The organism is Providencia sp. LY12 (genome assembly GCF_057621555.1).
Genome location: NZ_CM172594.1, coordinates 31,999 through 48,764 on the forward strand (window position 1 = coordinate 31,999; position 16,766 = coordinate 48,764).

Here is a 16,766-nt window from a genome sequence, read left to right on the forward strand (position 1 = left end):
CAATTAGATAAAAGAATTTTGCTATTTTTAATTTCTCCATAAAATTAATATAGGAAAACATTTTCATTCTTAAAAATAAAAACAATAATCGTGAGTAAACTTAAGTTTTATTAATATTTAATCCAAAAACAAAAACTGCAATAAATATCCTATTCCTGCATTTATTGTACATTTAATTAACATTTCTATTGTAATTTAACTTAAAAAAGTAAAGTGTAATGTCGGCTTTTCAGATTTAAAAATATACGTACTTGCCATTAAAAAATATCGGTCGAATAACGATTAGAGAGTGATTTATGACAATACAAACATCTGAAATTACATCTGTCTCCTCAAAACGCACGACCTTTAAAGTCATGCTGGTTTGCTGGCTAAGCATTTTATTTGAAGGTTATGACGTGGGGGTGATGGGTGCAGTTTTACCCACACTCTCTGAATATAAAGAGTGGAATTTAACCCCTATTGAATTAGGCGCCTTGAGCAGTTATACCCTCGTGGGAATGTTCTTCGGTGCTTTTATTATCGGAACGTTAAGCGAGTTATATGGTCGACGACGCATGCTACTAATCTGCGTTACGCTATTTTCGTCCACCATGTTAGCCACCGCTTTAGCGCCAACACCTTGGTTTTTTGGATTAATGCGTTTTATCGGCGGAATTGGACTTGGGGGCGTGATCCCCGTAGCCGCGGCTCTCACTATTGAATATTCACCAACTGAAAAACGGTCGTTTAACTATGCCATTATGTACTCAGGCTACTCTCTGGGTATCTTATGTGCTGCGTTAGTGGCGATTGCGATTCTTAGCCAATTTGGTTGGCGTGGTGTGATGATGGTTGGATCGTTGCCCTTATTATTAATTTGGCCAATGTCCCGCTTGTTACCGGAGTCTATTGAATACCTGAATAACCGAGGGCAACACGAAAAAGCGAGAAAACTGGCGGAGAAACTTGAAGTTACCTATCACGAACCCGTGAAGCAAGAAAAGCAGGCTTCCCGTAGCTTAAAAGAAGTTGTCGCGATTATCTTTTCCAAAGATTACCTGCGAGCAACCTGCTGTTTTTGGGTCGCTCTGTTCTGTGGTGGCTTCATCGTTTACGGCTTAAATACGTGGCTGCCATCCATTATGCGTAAAGAAGGTTATGATCTCGGCTCCAGCTTAACTTTCTTAGTGGTGTTCAGTTTATCTTCTGCTCTAGGCGGGTTATTCCTCGGGAAAGTCGCCGATAAATGTGGCGCTCGCGGTACAGTTGCATTCTTCTTTATGCTAGGTGCAATGGGTATTGGATTGATGGTCTTCAAGCAAAATATCTATATGAATTATTTACTTGTGGGCCTCGCGGGGATTGGTTGTATTTCTGCGCCATTAATTTTGACGGGCTATGTCGCCCATTTCTATCCATCCAGTGTGCGAGCTTCTGCAACAGGTTGGACAATGAGTATTTCCCGTGTAGGTGCCATGTCTGGTCCCATGTTTGGCGCTTATATTGCCAGCCTTGGGGTCGCCAGCAGTTGGAACTTTGCCGCGTTCTCTGCGGTGACGGTAATAGGCGGTATTGCCGTAATGCTACTGCCAAGTAAACGCTTATAAACCCAAAAACAAAATCCCCTCGGTAATTTCGAGGGGATTTTTATCAATACCAATTACCAGAAACGAGCAATTTGTTCACGCAGAGCTTCTGCGGTGGCTTTTCCTTTTTCACCGACCAATGCGCGCCCAGCAATAAAGGCTTTGGCTTTGATACCTTCAAAAAGATGAATATCTTCCGGCACAATCCCCCCAGTTATCGACAATTCGAGGCCTAAATCAGAAAGTTGGCGCATTTTGGTGAGATCTTCAGGTCCCCAGCCCACGCCAGCGAGCTCAGCATCACGAGAACGGTGGTAAATCGCTTGTTTGATCCCTAAATCTACCCAGCGCTGAGCATCGTCTAATGTCCAGTTACCATACAGTTCAATTTGGATTTCACGCCCAAATTCATCCGCCACTTTTTTACATGCCGTGATAGTGGCAATATGCGCCGCTGCCGAAACCGTGATCCAATCCGCGCCGGCTTCGAACGCCATTTTCGATAAAATCGCACCACCATCCGTGGTCTTCATATCACAAACAATAATGTGTGATGGATGATTTTTACGTAATGTTGAAACCGCATTCATACCTTCCGCAAAAGCCAAAATAGTACCAATTTCAATCACATCAACAAAAGACTCCACATTATCAGCAACCGCCAGCGCATCTTTCAGATTTGTTTGGTCTAATGCAATTTGAATTAAAGGTTTAGTCATTTGATTATCCTAGTGTTTTAGATTAAATCGGGTATCTGGTGAATAACAGCTTAAGCCAATGCGGCATCAATCACCTGATAGACCTCGTCTGCGCTGGTGCAGCGGCGAATTTTATCGAGATCAATCCCCGTTTCGCTCTCTTCATCATCCAGTACTTGAGTCACTTCCATTAATCCTTCCATATGTTCATCAGAAGAACTTCCCGCGAGGGTAATAAGGACATCCACAGGCTCACTTTCCCCATCAAATACAATCGGTTCTTTTAATGTCACCAAGGCAAATGCGGTTTTTAAAACGCCATTTTCTGGGCGCGCATGAGGTAAGGCTAAATGAGGTGCAATACAGATATAAGGGCCTAACTCTTTGACGCTGCTAATAATGGCGTCATGGTAATCCGGCAAAATCGCCCCAGATGCGATGAGCATATCGGTGCCAATCTTAATCGCGTCCTGCCAATTATCCGCTGAGGCATGTAATTTAATGGAGTTGTTATCCATTAGAGATTGTTTGAAACCCATGACATTGCTCTCCTATCGTCATGGGCATACATCACTGAATCCCCATGACAAATTTAGTTATTGGATTTATTTCGACTCACTAAAGTTATTATGAATAATCGCCAGTAATTCATCGCCGAATGAGTTCGGATTCAACATATTCTGCACACCCAGTACAAATTTACCTTCCCCCGCATCCATTTCAGAAGAGAGATGCTTGGAAGAGACGATGATATCTGTATTCGCCAGTTTGGATTTGTAATCAGAAACCGCGCAGGAATCCATCACATGAGGGATGCCTTTGCCTTCAAGGTACTTGGCAATTTTCATTTTCATCATCATTGATGAACCTTGCCCATTACCACACACCGCAAGAATACTGACGGGTCTAGCGCCTGTTGAAATAGTTAGTTCTGTTGGTTCACTCAGCGCATTTTCAACACTCAGCTCTGCTTGTGGCTCCGCTGCCGTAGCGGCTTGCGCATCTTCTTCCGCACGCAATCTTTTCGACGCAAAGTACATGTAAACAAACGACAGTCCAATCAAGACAAAGAAGAAATATTTGGAGAAGGAAAGCCCCTGCATCACTGGTGGGAAAACTAACGCCCAGTCAGCCATGCCCATCCAACCGCTAAAATCCGTTCCTTGCTGGCTAAACAATGAAATCGCCCATGCAGACCCAAACACCTCAATGATCCCCATCACGAAACAGATTTTCATGACTGCTTTCCAGCCACCGAAATGGTTGGCAAATACCCCAATTGTCGCGTTGGAGAAGAACATCGGGATAAATCCAGGAATAATCATGATCGGGGAACTTAATCCCAACATAATCAACACCGCAGTAAACTGCCCCAACGCTCCCCACATAAAGCCGAATACCATGGCATTAGGAGAGAAGGCGTAAATTGCCGCACAGTCAATGGCGAGTACCGCGTTAGGAATAACGCGCTCGGAAATCCCTTTAAACGCTTCAGAAAGCTCGGCAACAAACATCCGCACGCCGGTAACAATAATCTGGATGGCAACCGCGAATTTCAAACCAGTTTCGAGAATATAGATGGTCCAATGGGTTTTCCCTGCCATTTCTTGCAAGTTAGTTAACCCAAAGGAAAGAAGAATGATGCCGAAGAAAACGGTCATCACAATCGCGGTGGCCGCGATGCTATCATGGAAAATATGCAACCATTTCGGTAGTTTAAGATTATCAACGCTATCGTTTTTATCACCGAGTTTATGGGCAATTTTAGTGGCAACCCATGATGCGACTTGCTGCTGGTGACCAATTGAAAACCCTGCCCCACCCGTGACTGATTCCGTTGGCTTGAACATAATATTGGATGAAATTCCCCAATACAGCGCCATGAGAACGGCTGAGTAAATAATGGTTTCCCACATACTGGTGCCCAGCACAAAATAGAATACCGCGATCAATCCCGCTTGCTGAAACATGATATGCCCCGTCAGCATAATGGTTCGGATCCCCGTAATACGGCGGAAAAGTACCAAAAGAATATTAATCGCCAATGCAATCAACACCGTATACCCAACCCATGAATAGTTATCCCCCATGGTTTCCATGGTGGCCATCATTGAGGTATAAGGGTCGATAACTGAACCGGTAAGATGATGATATTCTGACATTTTTGCAATGACAGGTTTGAAGCTGGAGACTAATGTATCGGCTCCCACTTGCACTAACATAAAGCCGACAATCGTTTTTATGGTTCCCTTCAGGATGGTTGTGCCATCTCTCTTTAGAAGCCAGTAGCCAATCAATGTCACTAATCCCAGTAATAACGGGGCTTTGGTCATCACTTGGCTGTAAAAAATATAGAATGAGTCATACAGAAAATCCATATTTTTACCCCTAAATCAAATTTAGTGTGAATTATTATCTTATTTAAAATTACATTACCCTGATCACAGACAAGCATTCTCACGCTATAATCAAACAGTTCATCAATTCAATCACTCAAACACATTTTGTAATCATAAGTAATCACCGTTTGCTCATTTATGATTATTTAAAGTGACACTTTTTGACCAGTAAAAAACCCTACATTTGTTGAGCTGATCACAACAAATATAGTAAAAATCAATATTTACATATAGTTAAAGAATTAAATTGGCATGGGTAATTTTTGAATTTAGTGAGTTGACAATTTTCATTATAATCATATAGAATCAAATCTAATCATTTTGAGTCAAAAGTTATCATGGAATCGTGATTATAATAATCATCACTAAAGACGAAAAATGATTATACAGAAATAAGGCGCTACACATGAATGAGACACAAAGACATCATGAAATATTGTCTTTATTGAAAGAAAATCAAATCATTAACGTATCTTTTATCACAAAACATTTTGATATCTCGCCTGCAACTGCTCGCCGAGATATCGCCAAGCTGGATGAGCAAGGCAAACTCAAAAAAATACGTAATGGTGCAGAGCGCATTGAAGAAAAAAGACTCAGATGGTCACCGCTGAATATCAACAGCACCGATCATTATGAGGAAAAATCACAAATCGCTATGAAAGCGGCAGAACTTTGCCAACCGGGAGATAGCGCTGTTATCAACTGTGGATCCACCGCATTTTTGCTAGGACAGCAACTGTGTGGAAAAGGGGTTCAGATAGTAACGAACTATTTCCCTCTCGCCAGTTATTTGATTGAAGAAGAACATGAAGATGTGGTTCTCATTGGCGGGCAATATAACCGAACACAAGGTATTTTCCTCAATCCTGCATTAAGCACATTGATGGGATATGCCGGCAACTGGATGTTCACTTCAGGGAAAGGTTTAACCGAAACAGGGTTGTACAAAACAGATATGCTGACTGCGGTCGCGGAGCAACAGATGCTCGATCGTATTGATAAACTGGTTGTCGTTGTGGATAGCTCAAAAGTGGGAAGTCGAACGGGCATGCTATTTTGTCCTGCCGAAAAAATTGACTATCTCATCACTGGTAAGAACGCCGACCCGAAAATTATCAAAGCCATCGAAGCCCAAGGCACGCAAGTCATCCTTGTATAATTAGATTAACTATCTAATTCAACGAATTAACAAATTTATTCTGTATTTCGCCTTATTTTCATTAATAAGGCGCTAATCCCTTACATTTGAAATTCTGGATAGGAAAGGTGTTGCTATGAGTAAAGTAAATGAAATTACCCGTGAATCTTGGATTTTAAGCACATTCCCTGAATGGGGAACCTGGCTCAATGAAGAGATCGAAAAAACCGTCGTAGAACCCAACACATTTTCTATGTGGTGGCTGGGCTGTACAGGTATTTGGTTGAAAAGCGAAGGTAACACCAACATTTCCATCGATTTTTGGTGTGGCACTGGTAAAAAGACCCAGAAAAACCCACTGATGAATCAGCAGCATCAAATGATGCGCATGGGCGGTGTTGAAGCCCTGCAGCCTAACTTGCGCACCGCGATTTTTCCTCTCGACCCCTTTGCGATTAAAGATGTCGATGCCATTTTAGCGTCTCATGACCACGCGGATCATATTGACGTCAACGTTGCGGCAGCCGTGCTACAAAACTGCGGAGACCACGTTAAATTTATTGGTCCACAAGCCTGTGTAAACCTATGGACTGGCTGGGGCGTACCGGAAGATCGCTGCATTGTGGCCAAAGTGGGGGATGTGATTGAAGTTGGCGATATGAAAATTCGCGTGTTAGATTCCTTCGACCGTACCGCGCTAGTGACCTTACCAAAAGGCGTTTCTTCCTATGACAAAGCGATTTTGGACGGTATGGATGAACGTGCGGTGAACTACTTGATTGAAACCACAGGCGGCTCTTTGTATCACTCTGGGGATTCTCACTATTCCAACTACTATGCGGCGCACGGCAACCGCTACAATATTGATGTTGCCCTGCTTTCTTACGGCGAAAACCCGCGCGGCGTGACTGACAAAATGACCTCTTCCGATATTCTGCGTGCCGCCGAATCATTAGATTGCACGACGGTTATCCCATTCCACCACGACATTTGGGCTAACTTCCAAAATGACCCTCGGGAAATTGAAGTGTTGTGGAATATGAAAAAAGAGCGTCTGCAATATAAATTTTCCCCATTCTTCTGGCAAGTTGGCGGGAAATATACCTACCCAACCGATAAAGGACGCATGCATTATCAGCATTTCAGAGGCTTCCAAGACATCTTTAAAAATGAACCTGAATTGCCGTATAAAGCCTTCTTATAAGATGGTTATCGATTAAAAAAACAAAATCCGGTAAGGCATACCCTCTACCGGATTTTTATTATCTTTATAAAACTGCTAACTTTATGTTAATCACCAAAATCGTGATTAAGGGATCACGCCCAGCAATTTAAACCAGAAATAATCCAGCGGCACCAAAAGGAAAAAGGTCAAAATAAACAAGATAAGACACAACCTTACCCCATCCATTAACGGCACTTTGCCCATTCCCATCGCGACAACAATCGGAGATGCTTGATAAGGCAATAAAGGTGTCGAATAACCAATCACCTGCACCATCAGCACAGCAATCAACGGTAAGCCCGTGGCATTAGAGAGAGACTCCGCTAACGGGGTATACAGTGCAGGAACACCGTTTGCTGTCACCACAAAGTTTAATCCACTGGTCAGTCCTACTAAGCTACCAAAATCCATAAACGGGCTATTTGGATCCAGTGGCAGCATCTTTTGTAAGTAAGTACCAACCACCATTCCAACGTTGGAATAACTCACCAATGTTGCTAGGCTCAAAATCCCTGCGACATAAATACAAGTGCGGATATTCACCGCTTTAACAAACTCATCATTGGTGACAAAACCGACTTTAGGCAGCAAGCAGAAACATGCCGCGACTAATCCCACCCATGCTGGTGAAATACCATGTGTGGTATCCGTGATCCAGAAAAGCAACGTGACCGCCAGCACAACACCGAGCTTTTTCTCATCGCGGCTCATTGGCGGTAAGGTTTTTTGTTCAGCCACCTGCTGCAATTTGGCAGGAAATAGAAAATAGATACACAGCACCACCATTGCACCTTTAATCAGCCCTAAGATTGGCATGTGCAGGAACAGATAATTCAAATAGGAAAGTTTAAGGTGGTAGGTGGTTTCTATCGCCCCCGCCATGACGAGGTTGGGAACGTTCGCTGGCAGTACAGTTGCAGAAAGTTGGAAGGTACCAAAACCCACCGCCAGCGCTAATCCGATGCGCCCTCGACTGCCACTTTCTAGCCCGACTTTATCTGCTATTGCCATCACAATCGGCATCAATAACGCAATTCGTCCCATATTCGACGGCATAATAAATGCCAATCCATACGCGAGGATCACCACACCAATGATCAATGAGAGCCAGGATTTGGTGAAACGACCCGAGATATGCTGCGCGATCCGTTCCGCCAGCCCCACTTTATTGATGGCAAACCCAAGAATAAAGCCGCTTAAAACGAGCCAAAATGCTTCTGAGGTGAACCCCGAGAAAATCACATTGGTTGGCGCTAGATGTAAACATGCCGCTGCAGCTAAAAACAGTAATGCTACTAAATATTCTGGTAGTTTTCCTGTCGCCCAAAACCCTATCGTGATTGCGATGACAACCGCACTCAACCATTCAATCTCTGCCATCCACGTAACCTTCTGCTGATTTTTATTGTTGTTTATTATTGCTCAATACTGCATCAAGAAAATTAAGTATACGTGAAATTGATAGCGAATAGATGCATACCCAATCAACTAATTAGCATCGGATTATTATAGTTCAGTAGGGAAATTTTAATGGCGAATAATAATAGAAGGGCAATAAAAAGCCGGTGTACTTTGACAAGACACCGGCTGGATGTGGGATGACAAAATAGTTATAAAGTAAATCAGCTTGTAAGCCGTATTCTTGGAGTTACGTTTGTAGAGAAATGACAAAAAAGATCTAAAAAATTTTGTTATAGCTAAAGTAGCTGCATATAAAAAGTGACAAAATAATTCTAAATTAACCAATGGTGAATTAGTAACTGTCAAATTGCTTGAAATAGTCATGGCCTCCTTAGAGGTCAGACGGCTGTTCAGAATAACCGAACAACTCAAATTTCATCTGCATGGCTTTGTAGCAGCCCGAGCATGTCTTACAGCTGTCTGTTTTCCTCGGCTCGTTGCACGGCCTCATAAATTTCCAGTTTCAACGCTATAGAATACTCATCATCATACAAAATTGAGCTAATGATTTTATGCAGTAGCTCTTTATCAATAACATTATCAGCAACCCAAACGGCGATGTTCTCCATTTCACGAACGAAATTCTGCACGATAAAGTCAAATCCGTTGAGCTCTAAAAAGTAGGCACCGAGTGCTAGTGATGAGCGCTTATTACCATCGTTGAAGGCGTGGTTTTTATTGATGGAAAACACTAAGTGCGTCAACTTGTCTTCGATTTCTGGGTAATACCAGTCGTTTTGCATATGCTCTAATGGGCTTTCAAGTTGACCAATATCTTTTGTGCCAGTTAAACCACCAGAGTTATCAATGATCCAGCCATGAGTTTTAACAGCATACGTCACATCGAAGTAGAAAAACCTAGGGTGAGATTCACCAGTCATATTAGCGGTCCTTCAAACGTTTAAACACTTCAAGCGTTTCAGGATCGCTGAGCTGGTCTTCAAGAGACTTGCTTTTCTCACCAAGGAAACGTTCAAAGTCTGCTTCTGGTACAGATTTAATGTAGGCCTCCAGTTTTTCATGCAAAGCATCTCTAAAGCACAGATCTCGGCTGGCCATTTTAGTCCTGGCATCGGTTATCAATGGCCTAAAGAGTGGATGTTGCTCAAAGCTGGTAAACAGCAGCTCTGCTTCTTTTTGCGTCAATGGGCGGCCTAGACTGATGCTCTGGCGCTCTAGCTCATGAGCGATGCCTGATTCAAAGCTGGCGATAAGCGTGAGTACTTCAGAGTACATGGTTTCACGGATCTTATCCTTTTCGGCCAGCTTGAGTATTTTCTTATACTCCGCTGCATTCTCATGGAAAATGCTTTGGTAGATCAGGTTAGTAAAGCGGCCATACTTCCACTTATTGCCGTCTACGTACTTGTCCAAGGCGTCGGTAAACTGTTTGCGGTAATTTTCCTCCTGGAACGCCGCCATCAAGTAATCTTGATCGCGCTGGTTGATAAACTTGGTATGACCCCCTGCGCGTTCGGCGAGTACATCAATCACAATATCGAGTACACGAGAGCGTAATTCTTTGGCGCGCTCACTGTCAGTGAGCAGCATGCCCAGATTCAAAATGGCGCGAAAAGTGAAAATCCCTAACACCGTAGTTTTGGTACCCTCACTGATGAGGGTACCAACAGCTATCTCTTTGAACTGCTTTAGCTTAGCGCTTCTTAGCAGGGTGTAACCATTTGCTTTTAACTCATCTCCGTGCGCAGACAAGTAACGTTCTACGGTGGCATCGCTGATATCAAACAGTTCTATCACCTGTTGTTTGGTAAATACTGTTTCACCGTCAAACTGCACACCGCCTAATGCCAGGTGTTGCTCTGCTTTTTGCAGGGCGTAACGGTTATTCAGAATATTTTGTCGGTCATGCAAAGACTCTGTGAGATCTTTAGCCATGCTGAGTCTCCTTGGATTCAGTGCTTGGTTTTACTGTTACTTGACCGTTCATTAGCATTGGTAGAAGCCAATCTCTCAGGCCTTCTAACTCTGCATTCTCTTTAAGTTTTTTCTGTTTTTGTTCTTGTAAAGGAGAAACAAACTGGAAAAACTTCTCAGCTAAATCTTTAGGAGGCATCACTACGTTGTAATTACTGACGAATGAGTCGAATAAAAGATTCTTGATACCACTAGTTTTGCCTTCCCAACCAAAAAAAACACCATTTTCGTAGAGGCTTTGCCACTGGTATGCGAAGTTATAGAAATAGCGCTTATCTATAAGGTCTATTGCTTTGCAGAAGTTGGAACATATCAGAGGATAATTAAATCTTTCTAAAACATGCTCTGTAATAAAAGCCATTCGACCAGTAGATTGAGTGGGGCTACCACCTGATATTTCGATAACAAAGTCAAATGGAGCAAGAAGTTTGTGATCATTATTTCTAAGAATGAATCGGTTAGGCGCATCGACATTTCCTTGACCATTTATGCCGTTAATATCTGCACCTCTTACGCAATCAACCTGAAGTGTGTAGTTACCTTGCTTGGTTTCTTTTCCCCAATCACCAGTTTTATCTGAATGAATCCAATCAGATATTTTATTAACATGCCAGCCAGCTGGAATTTCCTGCTTCAAAACAAAGTCATAAAGCATCTTACCGCCAGAAGCTTTATAGGGTTTCCCATTCGCATCTGGGAAATCAAACTGCACAAACCAGTAATCATAAAGCGTTTTCGCCATCGCTTCTAGTTCAGAATTGATTAGATTATTAACTCTTATCTTAGAGGTTATTGTTTTTAGAACATCGGCAATAGCTTTAGAGTTTTCGAATATAGGAACTTCAATTTCTTTGAGATCAGGAATACACAAGTTACTAACCGTTGAACCAGTACGGTCGCTTTTACTAATTTGCTTTTGCACGAACTCAGACTGAAGAGCGAATAACAAGTACTGATTAGATACTTTTTGTTCATCAACTTTTAGTAATACCATTCTCTGGCCTAAGCAACACTCAACTCCATCGGGAATCATACATACTTCGCCCATTGGCGCTTCTCTAGTGATGATTATATCGCCAGGTTCTGGTGTGGCTCTTTTATTTCTCTCTAGGTAAGATCCATGATCAGTATATGAAGGAGATGATAAATCTAACTCACCATTCTTAATGTTAAAATTTCTGATCACAATCATACCTTCTTCAGACCATTTTGGCGTTGAATGAGGGCAATCAGTAATAGATAAGCATAGCTCTTTCAGTGGAATAGTTTTTCCGCTAAAAGGGGACAAATAAGATAAATTTTCATACTGATTAATCATAGTTTAGCCCCGCTAGCTGTTTTTTTACCTCTAACTCTAAGGCATGAGATCGACTAAATAGCTCTTCGAGATTGCTAGCAAAATTATCCATCTTTCTAGTAAATTGGTCAGGGGTTATATCTGTGTACTCAATTTTGACTTCAAAATACTGACCAGCGCTGAAGCTATAATTTTTTGCAGTGATGTCGTCATAGCAGACAGCAATAGAGAAGTCCTTTTCTGTCCATTTGTTGTTAAACACATCAATAATCTGCTGTTCTTCTTCTGGTGTCAGAACCGTCTTCTGATTCTTTCCTTCTTTGACCTTTTGACCCAGGTTGGATGCATCAACCAGCACCACTTTGTCTTTGTTGCTGTCATCAATAAACAGAATAGAGACGTTGGTACCTGTTGTAGCGAAGATATTCGATGGCATAGATACCACGCCCGCCAGCATCTTGTTATCAACCAAGTATTGACGGATCTTTTTATCGATACCTGATTGAGCGGTAATAAACCCTGTTGGCAGTACCACCGCTGCTTTACCACCTAGTTTTAATGAGAAAATAATGTGCTGAAGGAACAATTGATAAATAGCCATTGATTCCACTTTCTTTTTAGGAATAGTAGGAATACCAGCAAAAAAGCGGTCTTTGTTTTCTTTGCTATCCAGCTCATCACGAAAATCACTGAAATCCAGTTTAAATGGTGGGTTAGAGACAATGTAATCAAATTTGCGTAGCTCACCATTTTCCTTGTGGTGTGGATGCAGCAAGGTGTTACCTTCAATCACGTTAGGGATTGAATGCACTAAGTTGTTCAAAATCAGGTTCAAACGCAGTAGATTTGATGACTTCTTCGAAATATCCTGTGTGTAGATGCTACAACGCGTTTCACCGATGGCATGGGCGACATTCATAAGAAGGGTGCCAGAGCCCGCTGATGGGTCATAACAGCTCACATTGCGTACGGTGCCTTGCTGGTCTTCAGGCACCAAAATGGCGGCCATAATGCGTGCTACCGCATGAGGGGTGTAGTACTCAGCGTATTTACCACCAGAGTTACTGTTGTAGTCTTTGATCAGGTATTCAAAGATGGTGGCGTAGAAATCAAATTTCTGGTTAAAGATACGCTCAAAGCTGAACTCAATCAGCTTGTTGATGATCGCTTTACAAAAGGCATCACGCTTGGAAACGGTCACGTTCTCACTGATGCGGGTAAAAAGTTGTACTTTTTCGCCTGTGTCCGTCATTACCGCAAACACTTCGTTATTGCTGATGGCAATGTCCATCAAAGTATCATCAAACAGCTGAGCAAACCCAGGCTTATCCTGCTGGTTGAACAAGTGACTGATGAAATGATGTGGTTTGAGACGAGCAGTATCACCGCCCATCTGGATCTGGAGCATCTCTAGATCCTCTTCACTCATTTGAATCAGCGCTTCTTCCCATTTTGCCGCGCTGGCGATTTTTTCGTCTATTTTCTTTGCTTCATAGGCGAACTTATCGTTCAGGAATTTATACAAAAAGACCTGAGTGATGATTTCAAATTCCGCGGTACTGTTGCCTAAGCCATTGGTTGCACATATGCTTTTCAGGCTATCGATAAGGGCTGTTGTTTTTTCTCTAAATTCGAGTTCGACCATGGTTTGTGTACTGCCTTAGTTGGTGTTCTTACCAGGATTGGCTACCTGTATTAAATTCTTTTAAATATTCTGCTACGACAAGGTGGTTTACATAACGAACTGCTTCCGTATTCAAGGGAATGCTCTGTTGTTTGATAAAGCGGTTATGAACCTTTGGTAGCAGATGCCGCTCAAAATAGCTTTCGTTATCGAGAACGGACGTGTTGTCGAGCACCTGACTATCGGCGTCTTCTTTGACTCCGAGTAGTGCCTCAAAAATCTTTCTTTCAGAGTCTGTAATATCGCGTCGCTCTTGTTGGCGTTCGTATAAACGCTTGTGTAAACGCGCATACTTGGTGTCACCTAGGTACTTCTGACGCAATTGGTTATTCTGTCGGTTCAACTCTTTCACTCGTTGGTGAATTTTGTTGAGTGCATCGATGTTGGCGACCATTTCGTCTTGCGTCACTTCACTGAGATTCTTTTTCTTAAACAATCGCTCTAGTTCATCTTTCAGGTTGATGAATTTCGGGTCTTGTTGGTCAAAGTTATTTGCCAGTGCTTCGCGTGTTTGGCGAAGAGTGTTTTTCAACTGGTCAGCCAAAACCAGTTCTTCTTCACCGATTTTAACGAACTTGAAGATGACATCTTCTAAGGCTCGGTGAAGCAGGTGTGTGGTATCTGTGCCTTGTTCAAGATCTTGCTTGAGGTTGAGCAAGTCCAAATGATTGCTGGTTTCGCGGTAAAGCACGTTTAGCTTGGCAAAATCCAGTTCATCAAGGAAGTCGTACTCACCTTGCAGGCGAATAAGGTTATACAGGCTTCGAGCATCAGCTAGGGCATTTTTAAGTGCTAAGACAGTTTCTCTGTCTTGTATCTGGCTGATTTGATCACAGAAGGTCTCCATGTTGTCGATATCAAAGCGGAACAACACATCTTTAATATGTTCTATCTCTTGTTTGATCTCTTCCTGTGATTTGAATAGTTTGGAGTAGCTTTCGATTTCATCGCCCAGCTCTGACTGTAATTCGTCAAAGTAAGCTTTGTTAGTCGCGTCAAATTCTTTTCGGATGTCTGCGAAATCAACCACATAACCATAACGGAAGTCATTATATGTGCGGTTGACGCGGGTGAGTGCTTGTAGCAAGTTATGCTTGCGGATCACGCGGCCAAGGTAGAGTTTCTTCAAGCGTTTAGCATCGAAGCCTGTTAGTAGCATGTTGTAAACAAACAGTAAGTCGATTTTTCCTGCTTTGAAATCTTCAACCCAATCTTTGCGTTCTTGTTTTGTGCCGACATCATGCAAAATAAGCGCAGCATTGCTCACTTTGTGGGCTTGCTTGGCTGGCTCCATGCTTGCCGTTTGAACGTAAGTCGGGATCGGTTCTGCTACCGATGTTGCTCGCTGAGGTTCCGCGCTGTCACTGCTGAATAGGGACTTTGAGGCGTACACAACATTAAACAGCTCAAACATTTTCTTTGCTTGGTCTGAGCTATCGCAAATGATCATACCGCCTATGGTTGCGTCATTTAGCGTGCCGCGACTCTTTTCGAAGTCGCTGATGATATAGTCCAGCATTGGCTCAACAAAACTTTGATGGGCGTATATTTCTTTGCGGTCTACATCGCCCATTTTTACTTCAGCTTCTTCCAGCGCTTGTTGAAGCGTCATTTTGTAATTGGTCGCGATCTCTTCACGAATTAAGCGCAGTGTATAGCCGTCGGCAATGGAAGCATTGTAGTAATACTTGTGAATGTAATCGCCAAAAAGAACTCGTGAGTTGTAGTCTTCACCCAATAAGGGTGTACCCGTTAAGCCTATCTTGATAGCGTTGGTATCAGACTGAGTCAGGTTGGCCAGAAAGCTACCTTTCGGGTTGTAACTACGATGAACCTCATCCAGGAAGTAAATGCGTTGGATGGTGACGTTATAGTCTTGCGTTGAAATAACGTCGGGGTCGTCTTTAAACTTCTGAATGTTGACGACGGTTATTTCGGCTTTGCCTGAGTGGTTGTGAATCACTTGTGTGGCTTTGATGTCACACGTGAACGCTTCGCGGGAGTTTATGGTGTGAACAATCAAACCGCGTGCAGTGAACTCTCGCTGTGCTTGTTGCAGCAAGTCTAGTCTATCGACGATGAAATAGAACTTTGGAATGATTTCTCGTTTTTGGAAATAATCCGTTAAGAACCCAACGTTGTAATAGGTTAATGCGGTTTTACCGCTTCCTTGGGTATGCCAAATAATCCCTTTACGAACCCCTTCGTTTAGCTTTCTCTCAATAGCTTTGGTCCCAAACATCTGTGGGTAGCGCATGATGTGTTTTTGCAGGCCATCACTCTCTGATACGTAGACCAATGCATAGCGTAGAACAAAGCATAAACGCTCTTTGCTGAGTAAAGAGGTACAGATTCGGTTGGTTGGACGGCTGGGTTCTTTGTTGCTCAAAAACTCAGGGTTGCTGCGGATCACTTCTAAGTTGTTGTCTTTGAGGACTGCCAGTTCTTGATCATCAGTCAGTGGTTTTAAAAGTGCAGTAAGATCTAACACCTCTTCTTCACGAAAATAGTTAAACACTGGCTTGTCATATGAACTGCTCGCGTAAAACGCACCTTGTACTGGCTCTGGATCACCATCGACGTAGTCCATGTTGTTGGAAAAAATCATGAACTGAGTGATGTTAGCAAAGCGCTTGAATTTCGGGTTTTGAAAACGTTTATTAATGCGCTCTCTTTCCGCGATGATACCATCTCGGTTGTTAGGCTTTTTCACCTCAATAAAAACCAGCGGCATACCATTAATTAACAAGATAATGTCGGGACGAAATTCATCGTCTCCGTTCTTGTAGGTTAACTCAGTAACGACATGGAAACTGTTGTTTGAAAAGTTCTCGAAATCGATCAACCTAGAGCCAGATCGAGCCTTCAACTGATTGAAAAAAGCTCTGCCTAAGTCTTCGTTATCCAGAGAGAGTTTCACTTCTTCAAGCAAACGGGCAACGTCATCAGGTGTCGTGTCAGGATTTATACGACTGACCGCTGAGGAAAATAATTCCGGGAAGATATTTGTATCCTTGTCCCAGAGTGTTCCTTTCAGGGAGAGGTACTCATAACCCAACCGCATGAGGTGTAAGATCGTTGGTATTTTTACTCTTGAATCTTCTGTGAAGCTCATATCAGACCTTCATTATTGTTTTTATTGATTATTCTCTGGTGACTGTTCTAGGAGCTCACCAACTGGACAATTAAATAGCACGCACAACTTGTAGATGGCTTCTAAGTCCACTTTTTGTGCTTTTTCTTTGTACAGAAGTGTCACTGTGTTGCGGCTTAAGCCTGTTTCACGAATGACATCCGCTATTCTTAATTTGCGCTCTCCCATCAAGCGGGCGAGGTGGCATTTGATCATGTGTTCCTA

13 protein-coding genes are annotated in these 16,766 nt (G+C 42.6%); 3 read left to right on the top strand and 10 right to left on the bottom strand.

Annotated features, from left to right (window positions below; all coding sequences use genetic code 11):
• Nucleotides 1-296: 296 nt before the first annotated feature.
• Complete coding sequence (locus ACY3ZI_RS00110) at nucleotides 297-1,589, top strand: MFS transporter (RefSeq protein WP_211887569.1); 1,293 nt, start codon at nucleotides 297-299, stop codon at nucleotides 1,587-1,589.
• Between the two features lie 53 nt (nucleotides 1,590-1,642).
• Here ACY3ZI_RS00110 and ACY3ZI_RS00115 read toward each other — a convergent pair whose 3' ends face one another.
• From ACY3ZI_RS00115 to ACY3ZI_RS00125, 3 genes are all read right to left on the bottom strand, one after another.
• Nucleotides 1,643-2,287 (bottom strand): 3-keto-L-gulonate-6-phosphate decarboxylase UlaD, encoded by a 645-nt coding sequence (locus tag ACY3ZI_RS00115; RefSeq protein WP_154599602.1) that lies wholly within the window; start codon nucleotides 2,285-2,287, stop codon nucleotides 1,643-1,645.
• A 50-nt stretch (nucleotides 2,288-2,337) separates the two neighbouring features.
• Nucleotides 2,338-2,805: a PTS sugar transporter subunit IIA gene (locus ACY3ZI_RS00120; protein WP_036950629.1), complete on the bottom strand. Its 468-nt coding sequence runs from the start codon at nucleotides 2,803-2,805 to the stop codon at nucleotides 2,338-2,340.
• 66 nt (nucleotides 2,806-2,871) lie between these two features.
• Complete coding sequence (locus ACY3ZI_RS00125) at nucleotides 2,872-4,644, bottom strand: PTS ascorbate-specific subunit IIBC (protein WP_036950627.1); 1,773 nt, start codon at nucleotides 4,642-4,644, stop codon at nucleotides 2,872-2,874.
• A gap of 427 nt (nucleotides 4,645-5,071) precedes the next feature.
• Between ACY3ZI_RS00125 and ulaR the strand changes: the two genes are divergently transcribed.
• On the top strand, nucleotides 5,072-5,827 hold the full coding sequence (ulaR, locus tag ACY3ZI_RS00130; protein WP_036950625.1) for an HTH-type transcriptional regulator UlaR: 756 nt from the start codon (nucleotides 5,072-5,074) through the stop codon (nucleotides 5,825-5,827).
• A 115-nt stretch (nucleotides 5,828-5,942) separates the two neighbouring features.
• Nucleotides 5,943-7,010 carry an L-ascorbate 6-phosphate lactonase gene (gene ulaG, locus ACY3ZI_RS00135; RefSeq protein ID WP_211887566.1) on the top strand — a complete coding sequence of 356 codons (1,068 nt, stop codon included), beginning with the start codon at nucleotides 5,943-5,945 and terminating at the stop codon, nucleotides 7,008-7,010.
• Between the two features lie 105 nt (nucleotides 7,011-7,115).
• On the opposite strand, the gene ACY3ZI_RS00140 is transcribed toward ulaG, so the two are convergent.
• The 7 genes from ACY3ZI_RS00140 to ACY3ZI_RS00170 form a co-directional block, all read right to left on the bottom strand.
• The gene (locus ACY3ZI_RS00140) at nucleotides 7,116-8,411 is read right to left on the bottom strand and encodes an SLC13 family permease (RefSeq protein WP_211887564.1); all 1,296 of its coding nucleotides are present in this window, start codon (nucleotides 8,409-8,411) and stop codon (nucleotides 7,116-7,118) included.
• Between the two features lie 491 nt (nucleotides 8,412-8,902).
• Entirely contained in the window at nucleotides 8,903-9,373 is a 471-nt protein-coding gene (locus ACY3ZI_RS00145) for a type II toxin-antitoxin system death-on-curing family toxin (protein WP_487375774.1), read from the bottom strand.
• Between the two features lies 1 nt (nucleotide 9,374).
• Entirely contained in the window at nucleotides 9,375-10,388 is a 1,014-nt protein-coding gene (locus tag ACY3ZI_RS00150) for a DNA-binding protein (RefSeq protein WP_487375775.1), read from the bottom strand.
• Nucleotides 10,381-11,745, bottom strand: a complete 1,365-nt coding sequence (locus tag ACY3ZI_RS00155; RefSeq protein WP_487375776.1) for a restriction endonuclease subunit S — start codon at nucleotides 11,743-11,745, stop codon at nucleotides 10,381-10,383. The genes ACY3ZI_RS00150 and ACY3ZI_RS00155 overlap by 8 nt, the downstream gene beginning before the upstream one ends.
• Nucleotides 11,738-13,369, bottom strand: a complete 1,632-nt coding sequence (locus tag ACY3ZI_RS00160) for an HsdM family class I SAM-dependent methyltransferase (RefSeq protein WP_487375777.1) — start codon at nucleotides 13,367-13,369, stop codon at nucleotides 11,738-11,740. The genes ACY3ZI_RS00155 and ACY3ZI_RS00160 overlap by 8 nt, the downstream gene beginning before the upstream one ends.
• A 28-nt stretch (nucleotides 13,370-13,397) precedes the next feature.
• Entirely contained in the window at nucleotides 13,398-16,523 is a 3,126-nt protein-coding gene (locus tag ACY3ZI_RS00165; protein WP_487375778.1) for a type I restriction endonuclease subunit R, read from the bottom strand.
• 21 nt (nucleotides 16,524-16,544) lie between these two features.
• The gene (locus ACY3ZI_RS00170; protein ID WP_487375779.1) at nucleotides 16,545-16,757 is read right to left on the bottom strand and encodes a helix-turn-helix domain-containing protein; all 213 of its coding nucleotides are present in this window, start codon (nucleotides 16,755-16,757) and stop codon (nucleotides 16,545-16,547) included.
• Nucleotides 16,758-16,766 lie beyond the last annotated feature (9 nt).

Excerpts from the sequence above, each read along its gene's own strand:
- ACY3ZI_RS00110 (WP_211887569.1), top strand. The coding sequence starts at position 297 with ATGACAATACAAACATCTGAAATTACATCTGTCTCCTCAAAACGCACG.
- ACY3ZI_RS00115 (WP_154599602.1), bottom strand. The coding sequence starts at position 2,287 with ATGACTAAACCTTTAATTCAAATTGCATTAGACCAAACAAATCTGAAA.
- ACY3ZI_RS00120 (WP_036950629.1), bottom strand. The coding sequence starts at position 2,805 with ATGGGTTTCAAACAATCTCTAATGGATAACAACTCCATTAAATTACAT.
- ACY3ZI_RS00125 (WP_036950627.1), bottom strand. The coding sequence starts at position 4,644 with ATGGATTTTCTGTATGACTCATTCTATATTTTTTACAGCCAAGTGATG.
- ulaR (WP_036950625.1), top strand. The coding sequence starts at position 5,072 with ATGAATGAGACACAAAGACATCATGAAATATTGTCTTTATTGAAAGAA.
- ulaG (WP_211887566.1), top strand. The coding sequence starts at position 5,943 with ATGAGTAAAGTAAATGAAATTACCCGTGAATCTTGGATTTTAAGCACA.
- ACY3ZI_RS00140 (WP_211887564.1), bottom strand. The coding sequence starts at position 8,411 with ATGGCAGAGATTGAATGGTTGAGTGCGGTTGTCATCGCAATCACGATA.
- ACY3ZI_RS00145 (WP_487375774.1), bottom strand. The coding sequence starts at position 9,373 with ATGACTGGTGAATCTCACCCTAGGTTTTTCTACTTCGATGTGACGTAT.
- ACY3ZI_RS00150 (WP_487375775.1), bottom strand. The coding sequence starts at position 10,388 with ATGGCTAAAGATCTCACAGAGTCTTTGCATGACCGACAAAATATTCTG.
- ACY3ZI_RS00155 (WP_487375776.1), bottom strand. The coding sequence starts at position 11,745 with ATGATTAATCAGTATGAAAATTTATCTTATTTGTCCCCTTTTAGCGGA.
- ACY3ZI_RS00160 (WP_487375777.1), bottom strand. The coding sequence starts at position 13,369 with ATGGTCGAACTCGAATTTAGAGAAAAAACAACAGCCCTTATCGATAGC.
- ACY3ZI_RS00165 (WP_487375778.1), bottom strand. The coding sequence starts at position 16,523 with ATGAGCTTCACAGAAGATTCAAGAGTAAAAATACCAACGATCTTACAC.
- ACY3ZI_RS00170 (WP_487375779.1), bottom strand. The coding sequence starts at position 16,757 with ATGATCAAATGCCACCTCGCCCGCTTGATGGGAGAGCGCAAATTAAGA.